Source organism: Rosettibacter sp. KY25, from assembly GCF_057554405.1.
The window spans coordinates 107845-129438 of the sequence record NZ_BAAJAO010000002.1 but is presented as its reverse complement, the minus strand read 5'-3'; the positions used below and the strand labels follow the sequence as shown (position 1 = coordinate 129438).

General features: G+C 32.2%; 18 protein-coding genes and 3 pseudogenes. 5 read left to right on the top strand and 16 right to left on the bottom strand.

All coding sequences use genetic code 11. From position 1 onward, the window contains the following. Window positions 1-60 precede the first annotated feature (60 nt). From AC27L2_RS01935 to nuoE (AC27L2_RS01880), 12 genes and pseudogenes are all read right to left on the bottom strand, one after another. On the bottom strand, window positions 61-1977 hold the full coding sequence (locus AC27L2_RS01935) for an NADH-dependent [FeFe] hydrogenase, group A6 (protein WP_487209966.1): 1917 nt from the start codon (window positions 1975-1977) through the stop codon (window positions 61-63). Further along, the gene (locus AC27L2_RS01930) at window positions 1967-3163 is read right to left on the bottom strand and encodes a complex I 51 kDa subunit family protein (RefSeq protein WP_487209965.1); all 1197 of its coding nucleotides are present in this window, start codon (window positions 3161-3163) and stop codon (window positions 1967-1969) included. The genes AC27L2_RS01935 and AC27L2_RS01930 overlap by 11 nt, the downstream gene beginning before the upstream one ends. A gap of 8 nt (window positions 3164-3171) precedes the next feature. Next, entirely contained in the window at window positions 3172-3645 is a 474-nt protein-coding gene (gene nuoE / locus AC27L2_RS01925) for an NADH-quinone oxidoreductase subunit NuoE (RefSeq protein WP_487209964.1), read from the bottom strand. Window position 3646: 1 nt separating this feature from the next. Further along, window positions 3647-4024, bottom strand: coding sequence for a response regulator transcription factor (locus AC27L2_RS01920; protein WP_487209963.1), 378 nt, complete (start codon window positions 4022-4024; stop codon window positions 3647-3649). A gap of 19 nt (window positions 4025-4043) precedes the next feature. Next, window positions 4044-5522: a sensor histidine kinase gene (locus AC27L2_RS01915; protein ID WP_487209962.1), complete on the bottom strand. Its 1479-nt coding sequence runs from the start codon at window positions 5520-5522 to the stop codon at window positions 4044-4046. Window positions 5523-5528: 6 nt separating this feature from the next. After that, a complete protein-coding gene (locus tag AC27L2_RS01910) occupies window positions 5529-5927 on the bottom strand; it encodes a response regulator (RefSeq protein ID WP_487209961.1) in 399 nt (132 codons plus the stop codon). Window positions 5928-5943: 16 nt separating this feature from the next. Further along, window positions 5944-6285, bottom strand: a pseudogene (locus AC27L2_RS01905) (sensor histidine kinase); the annotation flags it as partial. A 156-nt stretch (window positions 6286-6441) separates the two neighbouring features. Continuing rightward, window positions 6442-6657: pseudogene (locus tag AC27L2_RS01900) on the bottom strand (histidine kinase dimerization/phospho-acceptor domain-containing protein); the annotation flags it as partial. 66 nt (window positions 6658-6723) lie between these two features. Beyond that, window positions 6724-7929 (bottom strand): annotated as a pseudogene (locus AC27L2_RS01895) ([Fe-Fe] hydrogenase large subunit C-terminal domain-containing protein); the annotation flags it as partial. Window positions 7930-7952: 23 nt separating this feature from the next. After that, entirely contained in the window at window positions 7953-9683 is a 1731-nt protein-coding gene (locus AC27L2_RS01890; RefSeq protein ID WP_487209960.1) for an NADH-dependent [FeFe] hydrogenase, group A6, read from the bottom strand. A gap of 19 nt (window positions 9684-9702) precedes the next feature. Beyond that, window positions 9703-11688, bottom strand: coding sequence for an NADH-ubiquinone oxidoreductase-F iron-sulfur binding region domain-containing protein (locus AC27L2_RS01885; protein WP_487209959.1), 1986 nt, complete (start codon window positions 11686-11688; stop codon window positions 9703-9705). Further along, window positions 11688-12176, bottom strand: a complete 489-nt coding sequence (nuoE, locus tag AC27L2_RS01880; protein WP_487209958.1) for an NADH-quinone oxidoreductase subunit NuoE — start codon at window positions 12174-12176, stop codon at window positions 11688-11690. The genes AC27L2_RS01885 and nuoE (AC27L2_RS01880) overlap by 1 nt, the downstream gene beginning before the upstream one ends. A 242-nt stretch (window positions 12177-12418) precedes the next feature. On the opposite strand from nuoE (AC27L2_RS01880), the gene AC27L2_RS01875 reads away from it, so the two are divergent. The 5 genes from AC27L2_RS01875 to AC27L2_RS01855 all read left to right on the top strand — a co-directional run bounded on the left by AC27L2_RS01875 (window position 12419) and on the right by AC27L2_RS01855 (window position 16632). Then, a complete protein-coding gene (locus AC27L2_RS01875; protein WP_487209957.1) occupies window positions 12419-13414 on the top strand; it encodes a cation diffusion facilitator family transporter in 996 nt (331 codons plus the stop codon). 62 nt (window positions 13415-13476) lie between these two features. Further along, entirely contained in the window at window positions 13477-13875 is a 399-nt protein-coding gene (gene cdd / locus AC27L2_RS01870; protein ID WP_487209956.1) for a cytidine deaminase, read from the top strand. Beyond that, window positions 13872-14444: a thymidine kinase gene (locus AC27L2_RS01865; RefSeq protein WP_487209955.1), complete on the top strand. Its 573-nt coding sequence runs from the start codon at window positions 13872-13874 to the stop codon at window positions 14442-14444. The genes cdd and AC27L2_RS01865 overlap by 4 nt, the downstream gene beginning before the upstream one ends. Window positions 14445-14458: 14 nt before the next feature. Next, entirely contained in the window at window positions 14459-15811 is a 1353-nt protein-coding gene (locus tag AC27L2_RS01860) for a NupC/NupG family nucleoside CNT transporter (RefSeq protein ID WP_487209954.1), read from the top strand. Then, the gene (locus AC27L2_RS01855) at window positions 15811-16632 is read left to right on the top strand and encodes a purine-nucleoside phosphorylase (RefSeq protein ID WP_487209953.1); all 822 of its coding nucleotides are present in this window, start codon (window positions 15811-15813) and stop codon (window positions 16630-16632) included. The genes AC27L2_RS01860 and AC27L2_RS01855 overlap by 1 nt, the downstream gene beginning before the upstream one ends. On the opposite strand, the gene AC27L2_RS01850 is transcribed toward AC27L2_RS01855, so the two are convergent. The 4 genes from AC27L2_RS01850 to rnc form a co-directional block, all read right to left on the bottom strand. Further along, window positions 16616-17359, bottom strand: a complete 744-nt coding sequence (locus AC27L2_RS01850; protein ID WP_487209952.1) for an RsmE family RNA methyltransferase — start codon at window positions 17357-17359, stop codon at window positions 16616-16618. The two genes, AC27L2_RS01855 and AC27L2_RS01850, sit on opposite strands and share 17 nt — an antisense overlap. A gap of 14 nt (window positions 17360-17373) precedes the next feature. Then, a complete protein-coding gene (locus tag AC27L2_RS01845) occupies window positions 17374-17793 on the bottom strand; it encodes a CoA-binding protein (protein ID WP_487209951.1) in 420 nt (139 codons plus the stop codon). 3 nt (window positions 17794-17796) lie between these two features. Further along, window positions 17797-20685, bottom strand: a complete 2889-nt coding sequence (gene gcvP / locus AC27L2_RS01840) for an aminomethyl-transferring glycine dehydrogenase (protein ID WP_487209950.1) — start codon at window positions 20683-20685, stop codon at window positions 17797-17799. A 143-nt stretch (window positions 20686-20828) separates the two neighbouring features. Then, the gene (gene rnc / locus AC27L2_RS01835; RefSeq protein ID WP_487209949.1) at window positions 20829-21584 is read right to left on the bottom strand and encodes a ribonuclease III; all 756 of its coding nucleotides are present in this window, start codon (window positions 21582-21584) and stop codon (window positions 20829-20831) included. Window positions 21585-21594: the final 10 nt, after the last annotated feature.

The window sequence follows — 21594 nt, the reverse complement described above, 5'->3', positions numbered from 1 at the left end:
AAGAATATGTAAAATGAAAGTAAACGAAAGAGGCTGTCTAAAAAAGACAGCCTCGAATAATTAAGCTATATATTTGCCTCGTTTCACATAATGTGTATGCAAAAGTTTATGTGATAAATGACTGCACGGACCTTCGGTAAGAAATTCTTTATAAAGTCTAATTACATTTGGGTTTTCATGGGATTTTCTAATTGTTAATGACTCATCTTCTGCATAAATAGCTTCTGCGCGTTTCTTTCTTATTTCAGGATTAGTTGGAATTGGTTGACCTCCACCACCAAGGCAACCACCCGGGCAAGCCATAAATTCAATAAAATGACATTCTGAGAATTTGCCTCCTGCTTTAATATCTTCCATTATTTTCTTTGCATTTGCAGTACCATGAGCGACAGCAACTTTAAGAGTTACACCTTTCAGCCAATTCCAATCAGGCACTAAATGTTTAATTAAATCTGGAACTGGACCAACTTTGTTTCCAATTGGAATTTCCATATATCTGATGCCTTCAAATCCACGCAATGGAATAATGTTAGCTTTTTCAAATATATCTTCAGTTTTATTGCCTGTTACAAATTCAACAACGGTTCTTAATGCAGCTTCCATAACTCCGCCTGTTGCACCGAAAATAAGTCCTGCACCAGATGCTTCACCGAATGGAGAATCAAAATCACTTTTAGGCATTTCTGGCAAATTAATTCCTGCTTCTTTAATCATTTGAGCTAATTCACGAGTAGTCAAGCCATAATCTACATCTTTATATCCACTCGAATTCATTTCAGGTCTATTGCATTCAAATTTTTTAGCAGAGCATGGCATCAAAGCAACTGAAACAATATTTGCAGGGTCAATACCAGCTTGCTGTGCATAGAATGTTTTGATTAGTGCTCCAAACATCTGTTGAGGTGATTTTGCAGAACTTAAGTTATCAATATATTCAGGATAAAAATGCTCAAGATATTTTACCCAGCCTGGTGAACAAGAAGTAAATTGCGGCAAAGCAACAGGTTCTTTTTTAACAAGTGCTTTATAAAGTCGAAGAATTAATTCTGTACCTTCTTCAATTATTGTTAGATCAGCAGTAAAGTTTGTGTCAAAGACTTTATCAAAACCTATTCTTCTCAATGCAGTATTTAATTCTCTTGTCATTGAAGTACCAGCAGGCAGACCGAATTCTTCACCAATTGCAGCACGAGGAGAAGGTGCAGTTTGTATAACCACATGTTTAGTTGGGTCATCAATAGCAGCCCAAATTTCATCTGATGGGTCATTGGCTCTTAAAGCAGCAGTAGGACAACGATTGATACATTGACCACAATTGATACAAATTACATCTGCAAGAGGTTTATCTAAAAATGTTCCGATATGTGTATTGTCTCCTCTTCCAATTGCTTCAAGAACTCCTACTTCTTGTAAATCGATACATGTTCTAACACATCTTTTACATAAAATACATTTGCTCATGTCTCTTACTACAGAATAGGAAGATCTATCTACTTCAAACCTTGGTTTATCAACATGTCCAAATGTATAAGTATCAACACCATATTCCTTAGCAAGATTTTGCAATTCACATTTACCATTTCTAAAACATGAGTAGCATTCTCCATAATGTTCACTTAATAGCAAGTCAAGAATGTGGCGTCTTGCTTTTCTTACCATAGGAGTTGATGTTTTTATCTTTATTGGTGAAGTAATAGGGAATGAACAGCTTGCCTGTAAAGTTCTCATTCCTTCAACTTCAACAACACAAATTCGGCAGACGCCAGCAACGCATAAATCTTCATGATGACATAATGTAGGTATTGAAATTCCAACTTTTTTGCATGCTTCTAATATCGTTGTTCCTAACGGTACGGAGACCTTCTTTTCATTAATTTCAACAGTGACTGTTCCACCAATGGCATTTGTATCTTTTGGAATTTCAACTGTATGAGCTGTTTGGCTCACTGGTGCTCTGAAATCTCCTCTACTTTCCATTTTTACCTCCGTTGCCGTTAAAAATTTCTTCTTTAAAATTTTCTAAGATAGAAATGAATGAATTTGGGCTTGATTGGCCTAATCCGCATTTTGATGCAACCTGCATTGTTCTTCCAAGTTCTTTTAGTTGATTGATATAAGCAAAAGTGTATTCCCCTTTTTCAATCATTTCGACTCCTTCCAGCAATTTTACATTTCCAATTCTGCATGGTGTGCATTGGCCGCATGATTCTTCAACAAAAAATTCCATAAAGTTTTTTAGCACATGTAGCATATTTCTGTTTTCATTGAAAATAATAATTGAACCACCAGTTGCAGCATCTTCATAAGCTAATGTTCTGTCAAATTGAGATTTTGGAATACAAATGCCAGATGCACCACCAACCTGTACTGCTTTTGTATTTTTGGCTCCAACAATTTCTAATAATTCAGAAATTTTTGTGCCCCATGGCAATTCATAAACGCCGGGTTTTTCGCAATCACCAGAAACAGAAAATAATTTTGAACCAGTGGATTTATCAGTTCCATATTTTTTAAACCAGCTTCCACCTTTAACAACTATGTGAGGCACAGAAGCTAAAGTTTCTACATTGTTAACTACAGTAGGTTTACCAAGGAATCCAGTGTTAACGGGATAAGGTGGGCGATTGCGCGCTTCGCCTCTGTTTCCTTCGAGTGATTCGATTAATGCTGTTTCTTCACCACAAACATAAGCACCTGAACCAAGTCTAATTGTTATATCAAAATTAAATCCATCTTTACCAAGAATATTTTTCCCGAGCAAATTATCTTTTCGCATTTGTTCGAGATAATCTTCAAGTGATTTGAGCATGTATTCATATTCACCGCGTAAATAAACGATTCCTTTTGTAGCTCCTATTGTATAACCAGCTATCACCATTCCATCAAATACTAATTCTGGATATTCCATTAAGAGGACTCTATCTTTGAATGTTCCTGGTTCACCTTCATCTGCATTGCAAATGACATATTTTTGGTCTGCAGATGCTGCAGCAACAAGTGTCCATTTAGTTGCAGTTGGAAATCCAGCCCCGCCTCTGCCTTTTAATTTTGATTCACGCAATTCGAACAAAATATCTTCACGAGATTTTTCAATTGCTTTTTTAATTCCTTCACCGCGATTGTATTCTGAAAAAATTAAGACTCCTTTTCTTTTCTTTTCCATAGCTCACCTCACTTCAACTCATTTAAAATTTGGACAGCTTTTTCAGGAGTTAATTTTGTATAAACTCTTTCATTGATAATCATTGCTGGTCCCTGGTCGCACATACCAACACAATTTGTATATTCAAGAGTAAATTTTTTGTCTTTAGTTGTCTCGCCAAAATTAATTCCAAGTTCTCTTTGAATAGCTTTTGCAACAGCATCTTTTCCCTGCATATCACATGATATTGTTTTACACAAACGAACAATGTATTTACCTTTTGGTTCAGTGCTTAAGAATGAATAGAATGATATCACACTATAGACTTCAACAGGATGAATATCAAGCAAGCGTGCAATTTCCTGCTGAGCAAAATCTGGAATATGCTTATGTTTTCTCTGAACATCCTGAAGAATTGGAAGCAAGGAAGATCTTTCTTTACCATATTTTGCTACGAGTTGTTCTATTTCTTCTGTTAATTCATTTTTTTCCAGTATTAACATTTTACTTCACCTCCTTCTTTAACAAATTTTCTACTTTTTGAATAAGTTCTTCAGGTGAAATAGGTTTTTCGACAAAATCATCAACAGGAACCATTTCATTTTTTTCAAACTCAAGTCCAGTAGCTTTTGAAACAGAAGTATACATTATAATTGGTGTATTAATTCCTTCTTTTCGAAATTTTTGTGCTAAATAGAAACCATCATCAGGTTCATCCATCATAACATCAAGAATGATTAAATCAGGCTTTTGTTCTTTAACAATCTTATAACCATCATCTGGATTGGATGCAGAAATAATCGAATGCCCTTTAGATTTTAGAACCAGACTGCTTGCATCAATAATATCGGGATCATCGTCAATGATTGCAATTAGAGCCATATTTCATCTCCTTTGTTTGTTAGTTTATATTTATTGGTAAATTGATTGTAAAAGTTGTTCCTTTATCAAATTCGGAATCAACATCAATTTTACCGTAATATGAGTCTACTATTTTTTTAACTATACTCAAGCCTAATCCAGTACCACTGATACCGCGAGTTTTTTCATTTTTTGCTCTGAAAAATTCGTTGAACAATTTTGATTTTTCATCCGGCTTCATTCCGATACCAGTATCAGTGATTTTTATTTGTAAATAATTTGTTGACGATGATACATCTATTATTATTTTGCCTTTATCTTTATTGTATTTTATTGCATTACTGATAAGATTTGTAATCAGTCTGGTGATTTCATTATAATCAGCTTTTATTGTAGGTAAATTTTCTTGTGTATTAATTTCTACATGTATTTCTTTTTTCTTTAATTCAATTTCAAAAAGCTGCAAAGTGTTTTTAATGATTTCATTTATATTAATATCTTCAATTTCACGATGTTTTGTTTTTAATTCCATTCTCGAGATATCGAGTAAATCATTAACAAGGTCGCTTAAGCTTTTTAATCTTGTAATTGAACGAGTTAAGTATTCCTGTCTTTTTTCTTTTGGCAGATTAATTTTTTCATCAGCTAAAATGTTTAAGTAACCTTGAACTGCTGCTAGAGGAGCTTTTAACTCATGAGCTACCATAGAGACAAACTGAGATTTAATCAGCTCAATTCTTTTGAACTCAGTAATATTGCTTAATACTATTACAACACCTGCAAGCGAGCCATCTGGATGCGGGATTGGAGTTGCAGCAGCTTCGACTATTAATTCATTATTTGGTTTTAATTCTATTTGAGTAGTATAACTTTTCAGTAGAATTGTTTGAGAAGAAAAAATTTTTTCAACTAATTCATTAATGTTTTTATTGAGAAGAGGAAGTATTTTGTCACCAATTTTTATTTCTGGAATATCAAGAAATTTCAAAGCAGCATAATTATAATATGCAAGTTCTCCATTTTTGTTAATTACAAGAACCCCATCGCTAATTGATTTAATAATTGCATTTAGTCTTGATTTTTCAGAAGCTAATTCGAGCAGATTTTCTTCTCTTTCTTTTTTTAATCTCTCTGATTCTAAAATTAATTTTCTTTGCTTTATTCCCTGTTCTATTTGATATAAAAATTCTTCGGGTGTAAAAGGTTTTGGAATGTAGCCAAAAGCTCCAAGTCTTGTTGATTGAATTGCAGTATCATAGCTTGCAAAAGCAGTAGCAATAAAACAAATAGTATTTGGGCGAGAATTTTTAATTCTCTTTAACACTTCCAGTCCATCATAATCTGGCATTTTTAAATCGATAATGGCAATATCAAAATCCTGCTCTGTTCCAGCACGAATGCCTTCTTCACCGGATTCAACAGCCACTACATCATATCCTTCCTCTTCGAGTAATCTCTGAGTCCCTATTCGTAATCCTTTTTCGTCGTCTACTATCAATATTTTAGATTTATCATTCATAAAGTGTTAATAGAAATTTTCAATTCTGGCTAATAATTCTTCAACAACTACAGGTTTATTAATTATGCCATCGCATTTTATCCATTCTTTTTCTTCCGGAGTTGAAGCACTGAATTTAAATCCAGTATCATAAGCTGCAGAAGTTAGAATGAAGACTGGAATTTTTTTGCCATGTTCAGTTTTTTTGATTTTATAACAAAGCACAAAACCAGAATCCATTTCTTCCATTATTAAATCTATTATTGCAACATCTGGTTTTTCCTGTTGAAATTTTTTCCAGCCTTCTTCGCTGTTTTCTGCAGTGATTACAGTAAAACCTTTGTTTTCCAGAATAATTTTGTTCTGTTCAAGTAAATCGATGTCATCATCAACTATTAATATTTTCTTGATTTTTGTTGTGTCCATTTTTGCATTTCCCTTTTTAATTCTCTGTCGTATAATTTTGTGTTTTTGGTAGTGAAATAAAAAACTTTGTTCCTTTTCCTACTTCGCTTTGAACTTTTATATCCCCTTTATGCATTTTAATAATTCCATAGGTGATAGCTAATCCTAAACCTGTTCCCTTTCCAATTTTTTTTGTCGTGAAAAATGGTGTAAAAATTTTATTTAAATTTTCTGGCGGAATACCAATACCGTTGTCGGCAATTTCTATAGTTAATTTATTATCATTTTCTGATATATTGATTAAAACCTGTTTATCATTTTTCGATTCAACAGCTTCGCATGCATTAGTTATAATATTCAACAAAGCTTGTTTAAGCTGGTCTGAATCTCCTTCAATTAAAGTTTCTACAGTTTCATATTTTTCAGTTATAACAACACTAGAAAATTCTGGTTTAACTTTTACCAATCTTATTATGTCATTTACTAATTCACGAAGATTTACTTTGCTTATTCTTAATTTTCCTTGTCGAGCAAAATTCAAAAGATTCGATACAATATTTTTGCATCGGTTTGCTTCTTCTATAATTAGCTTTAAGTCTTCTGAACTTTGCTGGTCATTGAAAGCTTTTTCAAGTTTTTTCTTCAACAAAGAAGCATAAATCATAATAGAGCCAAGCGGATTATTTATTTCATGAGCCACTCCAGCAGCTAATTGACCGATTGATGCTAATTTTTCTGCATTAGCCAATTGTTCTTGAGTTTCTCTTATTTCTTTGTTCGCCATTTCAAGTTTATCAATAAGATAAGGCAAACACATATCTTCTTCTGCAAGTCCTTTTGCAATTGCGATTGCATATTCTCGACATGTTGGGTATCCACAAGCGCCGCAATTTAATTCATCAGTTTTGTTAAATTTATTTGTTTTTGCGAGAATTGATTTAATTTGTTCTTCTGTTGGTTCAGGTCTTCTTTGGTTTCTTGGCTTAAATTTTCTGCTTAAATCTAAATCACGATTATTATAAAGTGTGCTCTTCCAGATTCTTTTATCGAAAGTGTTAATGTTTTCTTCAATGTAAGAAATTACCTTTTCTCTTTTTGAATAATAGTTTAATGAAGAGTCAATAGCAGGACCATTAATACAGCCTTCACAAAATAATATATCAATAAATTTTGATTGAATTTTTTTATCTGCAATTTCCTGTAATATTTCTCCAACTCTATCTTTGCCTTCAACAATTATTATTTCTTTTTCAAGAATATCACCATGTCTATTTGTTGTTTTTAATAAACCGCCTGTTAAAGGATAAGCTTTACCCATGTAAGCATATGGTGGATCGAAGTTTGAGTTTTCAAGTTCATCGAGATTTATATTTTTTTCATTAAATAATTCTTTGAGTTCCTTGAATGTCAATACTGCATCAATTGCTCCAGAAACATTTTCATCACGATATTCACTTTTTTTAGCAATGCAAGGACCAATAAAAATTACTTTAATATCTGAGCCAAAATTTTTCTTTAAATATCTTCCCATTGCAATCATTGGCGAAACCACATTTGCAAGATTGTCAACAATTTCTACAAAATATTTTTCTATCCAATTATAAATTGCAGGGCATGGACTGCTGATGATAGTTTTGTTATCAGTTTTCTCTAAGTATTTTATATAATAATCGCTGATTAAGTCTGCGCCAAATGCAGCTTCGCCGACATAATTAAATCCAAGTTTTCTTATTGCTGAAATAAATTTTCCTTCCGAATCTGGAAATGAAGCTGGGAAAGAAGGAGCAACTATTGCATATGTTTTATAATTCATCAAGTAATGATTAATAATATCTTTATCATTTAAAACTTGTTTAGCATTTTGTGAACAGACTTTAACACAGTAACCACATGTAATGCATCTTTCTTCGATCACAACTGCCTGACCATTTATCACACGAATAGCACGAGCAGGACATTCTCTTATACAAGAGTAACATCTTTTGCATTTTTGTCCTATTGTCGTTACTATTCCTAATGACATAATATAAAGTTCTTGAACAGTTATTAAACTTCTTCTAAAATCTTTTTTCTGTTAATGTAAGTAGTATGCAAAATTTCATGCGATAAATGACCGCATGGTTCACCTAAGAATTCTTTATATAATTTTTTAACAGATTCATTTTCATGTGAGCGTCTGTTTTTCATCTTAGCATCAATTTCATAAAGAGCTTGAGCACGCTTTTTTACTTTTTCTGGATTTTGATGAATTGGTTGTCCACCACCATTTATACAACCTCCTGGACAAGCCATAACTTCAATGAAGTGATATTTGGATTCTCCTTTTTCTACTTCTTCTAAAATTTTTTTAACATTTCCAATTCCGTTGACAACAGCAATATTAAAAGTCATTCCGTTAACATTGATTGAGCTTTCTTTAATGCCGGTTAATCCTCTTATATCGGATAATTCGAGCTGTTCGAGTTCTTCACCAGTAATTTTATAATAAGCTGTTCGAAGAGCAGCTTCCATTACTCCGCCGCTTGTTCCAAAAATTGCTGCAGCACCTGTTGATTCTCCTAATGGATTGTCAAAGTTATCTTCTGGTAAATCATTAAAATCAATTCCAGCAACTTTGAATAATCTAACCAATTCTCGTGTTGTTAAAACTGCATCTACATCTGGCAAATGTTGTTCAGATAATTCTGGTCTGTTTGATTCAAATTTTTTAACGGTGCAAGGCATAATGGAAACAACAAAAATATCTTTTGGGTCAATTCCCATTTTCTTAGCGTAATAAGTTTTTAAGATTGCACCTTCCATTTCATGAGGAGATTTGCATGTAGAAATATGATTCAATAAATGAGGATAATTTTGTTCTGCATATTTTATCCATCCGGGGCAGCAGCTTGTGAACATCGGTAAAGTGCCGTTACTTGTAATTCGATGAATTAATTCAGTTGCTTCTTCCATTATTGTTAAATCCGCACCAAAATTTGTATCGAATACTTTTTTGAATCCTAATCTTCTTAATCCAGTGATTATTTGTCCTGTTACATTAGTGCCCAAAGGTAAATTGTATTCTTCACCTAAAGTAGCACGAACAGCGGGAGCTATTTGTGCAATTGTAAATTTGCTTTTGTCGTTTAATGCAGCAACAACTTCTTTAGCATGACTTTTTTCTCTCAATGCAGCAGTTGGACAAACAAGAATGCACTGACCACAAAGGATGCAATCACTTACATTTAAGCCCTTGTTAAATGGAGTTGTAACATTACTTCTAAATCCGCGATTAGTAAAATCGATAGCTCCAATCTTTTGAATTTCGCTGCATGTTCTTACGCATCGTCCACACAAAATACATTTAGCTGGGTCTCTTTCCATTGATGGACTTGAAATATCAATAGCATGCGATTTCTTTTCGCCAACATATCTATGTTCTCTAACATTATATCTTTCAGCCAAATCTTGTAGTTCACAATTTTTATTTCTTACACAGATAAGACAATCCTTCGGATGATTTTCAATTAATAATTCAACAATAGTTTTGCGAGCAACTCGAACGCGTGGTGAATTAGTTTGAACTTTCATCCCCTGCATAACTGGATAAGCACAGCTTGGCGTTAGACCTCTCATTCCTTCAACTTCTACAACACAAATTCTGCATGCACCAGTTGGGAATAAATTTTTCATGTGACAAAGTGTAGGAATGTGAATTCCAACTGATTTAGCTGCTTCGAGTATTGTCATTCCTTCTTCAGCTTTTACTTTTATATCATTGATTGTTAGTTCTACCATTTTATTCTCCATAAAAAGTTTAATAAACTTTAACTGCTTCAAAACGGCAGGATTCAAAACACATACCGCATTTAGTACATTTTATTTGAATGATTTGATGAGGTTGTTTCTTTTCTCCAATGATTGCATCAGCAGAACAATTTCTTAAGCATACGCCGCAACCATTGCAAAGTTCTGGGTCAATTTCATAAGTGAGAAGTTCTTTACAAACTTTAGCTTTGCATTTTCTTTCGAATAAATGTTCTTCATATTCTTCTCTGAAATATCTTAATCCGGAAAGAACTGGATTAGGGGCGCTTTGCCCAAGACCACAAAGTGATGTATCTTTAATTACATCAGCTAATCTTTGCAAATGAATAATTCCTTTAAATCTTTGTAACTGCTCAATTTTATTTCCATTATTCCCATATCGAACAGGAATTCTTTCAATTATTTCGAGCATTCTTTTTGTTCCTTCGCGGCATGGAACACATTTTCCACATGATTCATTTTGAATGAATGTTAAGAAAAATTTTGCCACATCAACCATACATGTATCTTCGTCCATAACAACAAATCCACCTGAGCCCATCATTGCACCAACTTCTTTTAATGATTCATAATCAACTTCTGTATCTAAAACAGATTCAGGTAAGCAGCCACCTGAAGGTCCACCAATTTGTATTGCTTTGAATTTTTTATCATTAGGAATTCCGCCGCCAATTTCAAATACTACTTCTCTCAATGTAATTCCCATTGGAACTTCTACAAGACCGCCATTCACAACTTTTCCGCTTAATGCAAATACTTTTGTTCCTTTGCTGCTTTTAGTTCCAATTGAAGAAAACCATTCCTGTCCTCGATTAATGATTGGAGGAATATTTGCAAAAGTTTCAACATTGTTAATTACAGTTGGTTTTCCCCATAAGCCTGCTTCAACTGGATATGGAGGACGAGGACGAGGCATTCCTCTTTTTCCTTCAATGGAAGCAATTAATGCAGTTTCTTCGCCGCATACAAATGCACCAGCACCTTTTTTTATTTTTAGTTCGAAATCAAAATCACTATTCAAAATATTTTTTCCAAGTAGACCATACTCTTTACATTTTTCAATTGCATTTTGTAATCTTTCAATTGCAAGAGGATATTCAGCACGGCAGTAGATATAACCATAAGAAGCTCCAATTGCATAAGCACCGATTATCATTCCTTCAATTACTCTAAATGGGTCGCTTTCAAGAACCGAGCGGTCCATAAATGCGCCTGGGTCGCCTTCATCTGCATTGCAGATAATATATTTCGTATCAGATTCTTTTTTGTATGCAAGTTCCCATTTTAATCCTGTTAAAAAGCCAGCACCGCCTCTTCCTCTCAAGCCGCTTTCTTTTACTGTTCGAATAACGGTTTCAGGAGTTAATAAACGAAGTGATTTATCTAATGCTTTGAAGCCGCCGGCTGAAATATATTCATCAATTGAAGTTGGATTAATTATACCACAATTTTCGAGAACAACTTTTAATTGTCTTTTGAAGAATGGGATTTCATTTATATTTGGAATGGAATCAGTTCCTTTTCCATAAGTGCCCAATAGTTTTTTCTTATAAACATTTCCATCAATTAATGTAGTTTTAATTAATTCATGAACATCTTTTGGAAAAATTTCACAATAAGAAATTCTGTCTTTACCTGGCAATTTAATATCAACTATTGGCTCTTTAGCACAATAACCGATGCATCCTGTTGGAATAATTTTAGCCTTGAGATTGTTTTTACTTAGTTCCTCTTCAATTGCTTTTTTAACTTTATCTGCGCCAGAAGCAAGTCCACATGTTCCCATTCCAATAAATATCAAAGGTATATCATGTTCAGAGTATTTTAAGACAGAATTTAGTTGTTTAAATTTTTCTTGACATTTTTCATCTTTATGGCAAAGTGGACCATCAACACAACATGCAATAAATTGTTCACATGGTGTTTCTGCACTATGCCAGCATTGTTCACAACATTTTTCTATAAAACTTTTCATTATACACTCTCAGTTTGTTCTTGTTTACTTTTTACAGCTGCTTCTCTTCGATATTTGTTAATGATTTTTGGGATTTCTTTGACGGTTACTCTCCCATAATATTCATCATTAATATTAATTACTGGTGCAATGCTGCATGCACCAATGCAAGCTACTGTTTCAAGAGTAAAAAGTTTGTCTCTTGTAGTTTTACCTGCTGTGATTCCCAATTCTGTTTCAAGTGCTAAAAGCAGATTTGCAGAATTTTTAACATGACAAGCTGTTCCACGACAAACTCTAATTACATTTTTACCAAGTGGTGTTAATCTAAATTGATTATAAAATGTAGCAACTCCATAGACGCTGCTTACGGGAATATTTAAATGTTCTGAAATATCTTTTATCGCTTCTTCAGGAAGATATCCATAGATTTCCTGAATATCCTGCAATAATGCAATCAAATTGCTTCTGTCGTTTTTAGGATATTTTTGAATGATGTGATTATGCATTACTGACTCACTTTAATTTTGGTTATAAGATTATTGCAGAATATATGCCAGAGTTAATTAAGACCTCGACGGCTCATTTTCTTAAAAAAATGCGGATTTTTTAAATGAATTCTTAAGTTTATTTCTTATGAGTGAGAAAAACACTTTACATTTTTCTAATGAAAATAAGGAATTAAGCTCTTTTAATTCTTTGTTAGAATTGTTTTGAAAATTGTAACTTTGAAAAATAAAAGAAAATTATTATGCAGAAATTTGAACAAAATAATATTACTGATAAGAAAAAAGCTGCATGGTTATCTTTAATTGTAGGTCTTGCAATGTTTATTTCAAAAAGCATTGCTTACCTGATTACAAATTCCACAGCAATTTATTCTGATGCAGCTGAATCTGTAGTTCATATTGCAGCTACAGGATTTGCACTTTACAGTATTTATTTAAGTTCAAAACCAGCAGACGAAACTCATCTTTTTGGTTATGGAAAGATTGAATATTTTTCTGCTGGATTGGAAGGCTTATTAATTATCATTGCTGCTTTTGCAATTATTTATAATTCCATTAAAAATATTTTAACTGGCATTTTACCAGAACAACTTGATATTGGAACATCGATTATTGCAGCTGCTGGAATTATAAATTTATTGCTTGGTTTTTATTTAATAAAAAAAGGTAAATCAACAAATTCATTAACACTTATTGCTGATGGTAAACATGTTTTAACTGATTCATATACAAGTCTTGGAGTTGTTGCAGGATTGATTTTAGTTTTGATAACAAATTATTTTATCCTTGATCCACTAATAGCAATTACAGTTGCACTAAATATTTTATTTACAGGTTACAAATTAATTAGAGAATCATTCGGCGGTTTAATGAACAAAACCGATTTAGAAATTTTGAATACAATTTCAAATTTGCTTACACAAAACAAACGTGAATATTGGATAGATATTCATCATCTTCGTTTCTGGAAATCTGGTGAAATAATTTTTGTTGATTTTCATTTAATACTTCCCTTTTATTTTACAATTAAAGAATCACATCATGAAGAAGAATTTGTGGAAGATTTATTGCAGTCTAAATTTCCATTAGTCAGTGTAAGAATTCATATGGATTACTGCAAAGATGAAGTATGTAAATTTTGTGATTTCAAAAAGTGTGAATTTAGAAAAGAAGAAAAGTCCATAAATTTCGAATGGGGTTCGAAAAAATATTTAGGCGACCCAATTTACATGCAGTAAAATTTTTTAAATTTTTTTTCTAATGTATATCACTTATTTTTGAAATAAAAATTAAGGAAAGAATGATAACTCCTGAAGAACTTGCCCAAAAGGCAATAGAAGCAAAATCCAAAGGATTACCCACATATTCAAATTTTCATGTTGGTGCCGCACTTCTAACAGAATCTGGAAAAATTTATCTTGGTGCAAACATAGAAACTTCATCTTACAGCTTAACAATATGCGCAGAAAGAACTGCAGTATTTCAAGCTATTCTTGATGGTGAAAGAAAATTTGATTCAATTGCAATTGCAAGTGATGCTGAAGATTTTTGTCCCCCATGTGGTGCATGTCGTCAGGTTCTTTTGGATTTATGCGGGAAAGACTTAAAAGTAATTTTAGTCAATCAAAAAGGAGAATTAAAAACTTTCATATTGAATGAACTAATTCCATTTTCATTTAGTGGAGAATTTTTAAAATGATTGAACATTCACCTCATTTAATGCCTAAGAATACTGGATGGATTGAAGTTATAGCAGGATGTATGTTTAGTGGTAAAACTGAAGAATTAATCCGAAGACTTCGAAGAGCAGAAATTGCAAAACAAAAAGTAAAAATATTCAAACCGAAAATTGATATTCGATATTCAAAGAGTGAAATTGTATCACACAGCGAGCAATCGATGCCTTCAATTCTTGTTGAATCAGCTAAAGAAATTTTACAGTATTCAGAAGATGCTCAGGTAATTGGAATAGACGAAGCACAATTTTTTGATTTAGATTTGGTAGATGTTTGCAACCAATTAGCAAATGAAGGCAAAAGAGTTATTGTTGCAGGATTAGACCAGGATTATACCGGCAAACCTTTTGAACCCATACCTCAATTATTAGCCGTAGCTGAATATATCACAAAAACTTTGGCAATCTGTGTAGTATGTGGAAATCCAGCTGATAAAACTCAAAGAAAAATTTCTTCATCAGAAAGAGTTTTAGTTGGAGCTGCGGAAAGTTATGAAGCACGATGTCGAAAATGTCATTACATTCCTGAATAAATTCGAGAAACTTTATGAATATTATTTCATTAATTCGTGGAATTATTGGATTAGCTCTTATAATTGGAATAGCATTTTTAATTTCCAATAACAAAAGAAAAATTAACTGGCGGCTTGTTTCCAGCGGATTAATAATTCAAATTACTTTTGCCATTCTAATTCTTAAAGGAGATGATTTAAGAAAAATTTTTGAACCATTAGGCTGGCCTAAGGATTTTTTTAGATTTATCAGCAGTTTCTTTGTTTTAATTCTGAATTTCACAACTGAAGGGGCAAAATTTGTTTTTGGAAATTTAGGTTTAGGTCCAGGTAACGAAGGAAGTTTGGGTGTGTTTTTTGCATTTCAAGTTCTTCCAACAATAGTTTTCTTTGCAAGTTTAATGTCGGTTCTTTATTATCTTGGAATTATGCAAAAGGTTGTACAGGCTATGGCATGGTTGATGGCAAGATTGATGGGTACAAGTGGTGCTGAATCTCTCTCCTGCACTGCAAATATTTTTGTTGGACAAACCGAAGCTCCATTAATGATAAAACCATATTTGAAAGGGATGACACAAAGTGAATTATTGACAATTATGGTTGGTGGTATGGCTACGATTGCTGGTGGAGTTATGGCTGCTTACATTCAAATGCTTGGTTCAGCTTTTTCTTTAGCTCATAATATTCCTTTGCAGGAAGCACAATTAATTTTTGCAACTCATCTTCTTGGCGCAAGTGTGATGGCAGCTCCAGCTGCATTATTGATTTCAAAGATAATGTTTCCTGAAGTTGAAGAACCTGAAACAAAAGGAACAGTAAAAGTAAAAGTAGAAAAAAATGCTTCGAATATTATTGAAGCAGCTGCTGCTGGTGCATCCGATGGTTTAACATTAGCTCTAAATGTTGCAGCAATGTTAATTGCTTTTATCGCTCTTATTGCATTGATTAATTATTTTCTTGGATGGTTCGGAAATACAATTGGTATTAATCAGTTTTTAATTTCAAAATTTGGAAGCCCGTTAAGTCTTCAATTAATTTTTGGTTCAATCCTTCAATTTCTTGCTTTTGGAATTGGTGTTCCATGGGATAGTGCTTATTATTTTGGAAGTTTAATAGGAACTAAAATTGTTCTTAATGAATTTGTAGCTTATCTCGATATGAGCAAATTGATTGAAGCAAAAACTTTAATTAACGACAAAGCAATTTTAATGGCTACTTATGCTTTATGTGGTTTTGCAAATTTCAGTTCGATTGCAATTCAAATTGGAGGCATTTCACCTTTGGCACCAAATAGAAGAAGTGATTTAGCTAAATTAGGAATTCGAGCTGTTATTGGAGGAACTTTAGCTAATTTAATGACAGCAACTCTTGCAGGAATTCTTTATTAATGATTAACATTAATGATAAATACAGAAATATTATTGAATCTATAAAAGATGAAATTCCTTTTGAACCGGATATTTGCATAATATTAGGCAGTGGTTTAGGTGACTTTGCAAATAAAGTTGAAACTGTAAAATCAATTTCAACTTCGAATTTACCATCTTATCCCCTATCAACTGTTGAAGGACATAATGGTTACCTCCATTTCTCAAAGTATGCAAACAAGAAATTATTTATAGTTCAAGGCAGAATTCATTTTTATGAGGGATATAAAATTTCCGATTGTGTTCTGCCGGTTCATCTTGCTGCTAAACTTAATTGTAAAAAAATTTTATTGACAAATGCTGCCGGAGGCGTCAACCCAAATTTTGTTCCCGGCGATTTGATGCTAATTCGTTCATTTATTGCATTAAATATTAAAAAAGAAATTACTAATCTAATTGGTTTAACTTCACTTGAGTTGAGAAATTCAATGATTGATTTTCCTTCTGAAGAATTGAATAATCTTATCGTCAAAGCTGCACTTGAAGAAAAAATAATTTTAAGAGAAGGCACTTACTGGTACACAAAAGGACCAAGTTATGAAACTCCCTCTGAAATTAGAATGATTTCAAAATTTGGTGGAGATGCAGTTGGTATGTCAACAGTTCACGAAGCTTTTTATGCTCAATTTATGAAAATGAAAGTAGCTGCAATTTCATGCATAACAAATTATGCTGCTGGATTATCTCCAAATAAACTTTCGCATCAGGAAGTAATTGATACAGCTGAAAAAGTAAAAATTAAATTTGAGAAGCTTGTTAAAAAAACTATTGAATTAATGTAGATAAAAGTGATGCTGCCGTTATAATTGCAGTTTCACTTCTTAATCTGTTTGGTGTAATTCGTAATAAAACTGGAGAATTAATTTTAGAAATTTCATTTTCTGAAAAACCTCCTTCAGGACCAAAAATAAAATAGAACTTGTTCTTATCCTCTATATTTTTTTTATCTAACAAAAAATCTCTAAAAAATCTTTCTGACTTTTGTTCAAAAAAAATTTTGTTCCCTTCATATTTGTTTATTTCAATTATGTTATCAATAAAATCTGCTTTTGGGAGCCATCCCTGAAGTGATTGCTTCATTGAAGATAACAATAATTTTTTAATCCTTTCTTTCTTAAAACCTCTGGCAATTGTTCTTTCTGATTCAAAGAATAAAAAATTTGTTATACCAAGTTCAACACATTTTTCAATAGCAAATTCAAGGCGTTCGTTATTTTTTAATCGAGGTATGCAGAATACAAAATTTGAAAATTTATTATCATATATAAATTTCTCGATAATTAAACATTTAGATGTATTCTTTGAGATGTTATCAATTCTACATCTAAAAATATTGCCGCATCCATCAGTAATATAAATTTCATCGCCAATTTTGTGTCTCATTACATTTTTGATATGATGAAGTTCTTCCCCTTCAATAAAAATTTCGTTATCAGTTAAATAAGAAGAATAATAAAGTTCCTTATCAGATAAATATTGATTCGTTGAATTACTAAGATTTTTTTCCATAAGTTATGAATACTTCATAATAAATTAGAATTTTTACATAAGTTATAATAAACCATTATGCATTTATCCTGCACAGTAAAAATTCCATTTTCAATTACAGGTTTAACAGCATTATCGTTTTGAATTCCTTGTTGAAGCCATAGTGCTCCAGGATTCTTTTTAATTACATCAGGAATTATTTCAGGAATATCCTGAGATTTTCGGAATACATTTACAATATCAATATCATAAGGTATGTCAATTAATCGTGGATAAACTTTTATTCCATCAGCATTACTAAAATTTGGATTGACACCAAAAACTTCATAACCTTTGTCTATAAGGAACTCAGCAATAATTCTGCTGATTTTATCAGGATTGCGGGATATTCCAATCACCGCAATCCTTTTTGATTTTTTTAGAAGTTTGCAAATTTCGATTAGTTCTTTATTCATTAATCAAGCTACGTTTTTTTCATATTCACTTATTGGGATGCAGCTGCATACTAAATTTCTATCGCCATAAGCATTATTAATTCTTCCAACTGAAGTCCAGAACTTATTACCAATCAAATAATTAGCCGGAAAAGCTGCTTTCATTCTTGAATATGAATGATTCCAATTATCGCTTACAACATCTTCTGCAGTATGAGGAGCATTTTTAAGAACATTATCATTTTTATCACAAATACCTTTTTCAATTTCTTCAATTTCTTTTCTAATCGAAATCAAAACATCACAAAATCTATCAAGTTCTTTTAATGATTCACTTTCAGTTGGTTCAACCATTAAAGTTCCTGGCACAGGAAAAGAAACAGTTGGAGCATGATAACCATAATCCATTAGTCGTTTTGCAATATCATCAACATCTATATTTGCAGTTTGCTTAAATTTTCTTGTATCAAAAATTAATTCATGAGCAACAAAACCATTCTTCCCAGTATAAAGAGCATGATAAAAATCTTTCAATTTTGCTTTAATGTAATTAGCATTTAGGATAGCAACTTTGGTTGCTTTTGTAAGTCCTTCAGCGCCCATCATTTTAATATAAGCATAAGAGATTAAAAGAATACTTGCACTGCCCCATGGAGCTGAAGCAACAGCTGTGATTGATTTTTCTCCGCCAACTTTTACTAACGGATGACCAGGTAGAAATGGTGATAAATGTTTTGCAACTGCTATAGGTCCAGCTCCAGGTCCTCCGCCTCCATGAGGTATTGCAAAAGTTTTGTGAAGATTAAGGTGACAAACATCTGCACCAATATATGCAGGATTAGTTAATCCAACTTGTGCATTTAAATTTGCGCCATCCATATAAACAAGTCCACCATTCTCATGAATTATATCACATATTTTTCTAATCTCTTCTTCAAACACACCATGAGTTGAAGGATAAGTTACCATTAATGCGGATAAATTTTCTTTATATTGTTCTGCTTTTTGTTTTAAATCATTAACATCAATATTTCCATTTTCATCACATTTTACAACAACAACTTTATTTCCTGCCATAACAGCACTTGCAGGATTTGTTCCATGTGCAGATGAAGGAATAAGAACAATATTTCTATTGAAATCTCCTCGACTATGATGATATGCTCTAATTACCATTAAACCTGTAAATTCACCTTGTGCACCTGAATTAGGTTGAAGTGATACAGCATCAAACCCTGTAATTTTTTTCAAATCGTCTTCGAGTTCTTTAAATATTTGTAAATATCCTTCTGCTTGGTCTAAAGGTGCAAATGGATGAATGTTTGCAAATTCATCCCATGAAATTGCAAATAATTCTGAAGCAGCATTTAATTTCATTGTGCATGAACCGAGCGATATCATTGATGTTGTTAATGATAAATCTTTTCTTTCAAGATTTTTAATATAGCGCATCATTTCGGTTTCTGAATAATAGGAATTAAATACAGGATGCGATAGGTAATCACTTTTTCTTTTCAATGGTTCAGGGAATTCTTTATAAAATTCTAAATCAAGAAAGTTATCATCATATTTTTTGTTTAATGCTTCAGAAAAGATTTTGAGAATTTGTTTAACATCTTCAAGTGTATCAACTTCACTCAAAGAGATTCCAATTGTTACAGGATTGATGTATCTAAAGTTAATTTTATTTTCTAATGCGAGGGTTCTTACTTTTTCTAATTCTTCATTTGTTGTTAAAATAATTTTAAGAGTATCAAAATAATTTTTGTTGACCTGATTAATTCCTAATTTCAAAAGAGCATTATCGAGAATAGAAGTCAATTTATGAATTCTTTCAGCAATTGCTTTTATTCCTTTTGGACCATGATAAACAGCAAACATTCCAGCCATAATTGCAAGCAAAACTTGAGCAGTACAAATATTGCTTGTTGCATGTTCTCTTTTGATATGTTGTTCTCTTGTTTGAAGAGCCATTCTTAATGCAGGTTTACCATGCGAATCGATTGATACACCAATAATTCTTCCAGGTATTTGTCTTTTAAATTCTTCTTTAGCAGCAAAATAGGCAGCATGAGGTCCTCCGAAACCCATTGGCACACCAAATCTTTGTGTAGAACCAACAACGACATCAGCACCAAATTCTCCTGGGGGAGTAAGCAGAGCAAGACTCAATAAATCCGCAGCTACAGCTTTATAAATTCCTTTTGATTCTGCTTCTTCAAAAAGTTTTGAGTAATCATAAACTTCTCCATCAGCAGTTGGATATTGAACAAGAATTCCAAAGATATCATCAGTTAATTCAATTTCATTTAGTTTTCCTATTCTCAATTTAATGCCTAAGGGCTCACTGCGAGTTTTGAGAACATCAATTGTTTGTGGAAAAACTTCATCCGATACAAAGAACACATTAGAATTTTTTTTATTTGTTTTTCTTGAATTAAAAAGCATCGACATTGCTTCGGCTGCTGCAGTTCCTTCATCAAGAAGCGATGCATTTGCAATTTCCATTTTTGTTAAATCAATAATCATTGTTTGAAAATTTAGCAATGCCTCTAACCTTCCCTGCGATATTTCTGCTTGATATGGAGTGTACTGAGTATACCAACCTGGGTTTTCAAGTATATTTCTTTTAATTACAGCAGGTGTAATTGTTGGGTAATAACCCAATCCAATATAGTTTTTGAAAATTTTGTTTTTGGATGCAATTTCTTTTAACCGAACAATTAATTGATACTCTGTTAATGGTTCATCAAGTTGTAATTTTTGATTTAATCGAATTGAGGCAGGCACTGTTTTATCAATTAATTCATCAAGAGAACCAACCCCAATTATCTCACACATTTTTTGAATGTCTTCGTCGCTTGGACCAATGTGTCTATCGACGAATTTGTCATAAAAAGAAATATTTTTCATAAACAAACCTTTTTTAAATATTCAATATGGTAAATATAGCTAATTAGAATGAATTCAAGATAATTTAGGAAAGTGGAATTATTAGTTAAGATTAATTAAAAATATTTTCAAAGTAATTAATTGATGATGTTTTGAAAATCAAATTAAGAATTGTTAAACAGACGAGTTAATTTGGATAGAGCAATTTTTGATGCATTTTGTTCAGCAGTCTTTTTATTTTTTCCTTTTCCAGTTCCAAATTTTTCAGAACCAATGTAAACATCAACTGTAAATTCTTTTTTGTGTTCAGGTCCTTCTTCGCTGATTACTACATATTTGGGTGTATCTAATTTATTAGCATGTGTGTATTCAAGCAGTTGTCCTTTGTAGTTAGTATCAATTAAATATTCATGATTCCTTTCGTAGGGATTAATTATATTTTTCAAAATAAATTTATTTGCAGCTTTAAAGCCTTTATCTATAAAGACAGCTCCAATCAGAGCTTCAAGTGCATCTGCAAGAATTGTTTTAAAACCTTCTTCACTTTCGCCAATATATTTTTCATTGTATAAAATAAAATTTTTTAAACCAATTTTTTCTGAAACTTCACACAGTCTGTTTCGATTAACAAGAGATGCTCTTGCTTTAGTTAAAAATCCTTCTCCTTCATCGCCGTAATTATCAAAAAGATATTTTGCAACAACAAGATTTAAGACAGAATCGCCTAAAAATTCCAGTCGTTCATTTGATTTTCCTAATTCTGGATGTAATTCGAGAAATGATGTGTGAGTTAATGCTTTTAAGTAAATATTTTTATGTTTAATCTTGAATCCGAGCAGTGATTCAAGAGATTTTTTATCAATAAAATGTTTGAACAATATTTTAATGTAATCGTTATTCTTAAAAAGTTTCTTTAACACATTTAATAGT

Bases quoted from the DNA above. Each gene is read 5' to 3' on its own strand.
- AC27L2_RS01850 (WP_487209952.1), bottom strand. From the start codon at position 17,359: ATGGAAAAAAATCTTAGTAATTCAACGAATCAATATTTATCTGATAAG.
- nuoE (WP_487209958.1), bottom strand. From the start codon at position 12,176: ATGCATAATCACATCATTCAAAAATATCCTAAAAACGACAGAAGCAAT.
- AC27L2_RS01860 (WP_487209954.1), top strand. From the start codon at position 14,459: ATGAATATTATTTCATTAATTCGTGGAATTATTGGATTAGCTCTTATA.
- AC27L2_RS01935 (WP_487209966.1), bottom strand. From the start codon at position 1,977: ATGGAAAGTAGAGGAGATTTCAGAGCACCAGTGAGCCAAACAGCTCAT.
- AC27L2_RS01875 (WP_487209957.1), top strand. From the start codon at position 12,419: ATGCAGAAATTTGAACAAAATAATATTACTGATAAGAAAAAAGCTGCA.
- AC27L2_RS01855 (WP_487209953.1), top strand. From the start codon at position 15,811: ATGATTAACATTAATGATAAATACAGAAATATTATTGAATCTATAAAA.
- AC27L2_RS01885 (WP_487209959.1), bottom strand. From the start codon at position 11,688: ATGAAAAGTTTTATAGAAAAATGTTGTGAACAATGCTGGCATAGTGCA.
- AC27L2_RS01915 (WP_487209962.1), bottom strand. From the start codon at position 5,522: ATGAATGATAAATCTAAAATATTGATAGTAGACGACGAAAAAGGATTA.
- AC27L2_RS01930 (WP_487209965.1), bottom strand. From the start codon at position 3,163: ATGGAAAAGAAAAGAAAAGGAGTCTTAATTTTTTCAGAATACAATCGC.
- nuoE (WP_487209964.1), bottom strand. From the start codon at position 3,645: ATGTTAATACTGGAAAAAAATGAATTAACAGAAGAAATAGAACAACTC.
- AC27L2_RS01865 (WP_487209955.1), top strand. From the start codon at position 13,872: ATGATTGAACATTCACCTCATTTAATGCCTAAGAATACTGGATGGATT.
- AC27L2_RS01910 (WP_487209961.1), bottom strand. From the start codon at position 5,927: ATGGACACAACAAAAATCAAGAAAATATTAATAGTTGATGATGACATC.
- AC27L2_RS01845 (WP_487209951.1), bottom strand. From the start codon at position 17,793: ATGAATAAAGAACTAATCGAAATTTGCAAACTTCTAAAAAAATCAAAA.
- AC27L2_RS01920 (WP_487209963.1), bottom strand. From the start codon at position 4,024: ATGGCTCTAATTGCAATCATTGACGATGATCCCGATATTATTGATGCA.
- AC27L2_RS01890 (WP_487209960.1), bottom strand. From the start codon at position 9,683: ATGGTAGAACTAACAATCAATGATATAAAAGTAAAAGCTGAAGAAGGA.
- gcvP (WP_487209950.1), bottom strand. From the start codon at position 20,685: ATGAAAAATATTTCTTTTTATGACAAATTCGTCGATAGACACATTGGT.
- cdd (WP_487209956.1), top strand. From the start codon at position 13,477: ATGATAACTCCTGAAGAACTTGCCCAAAAGGCAATAGAAGCAAAATCC.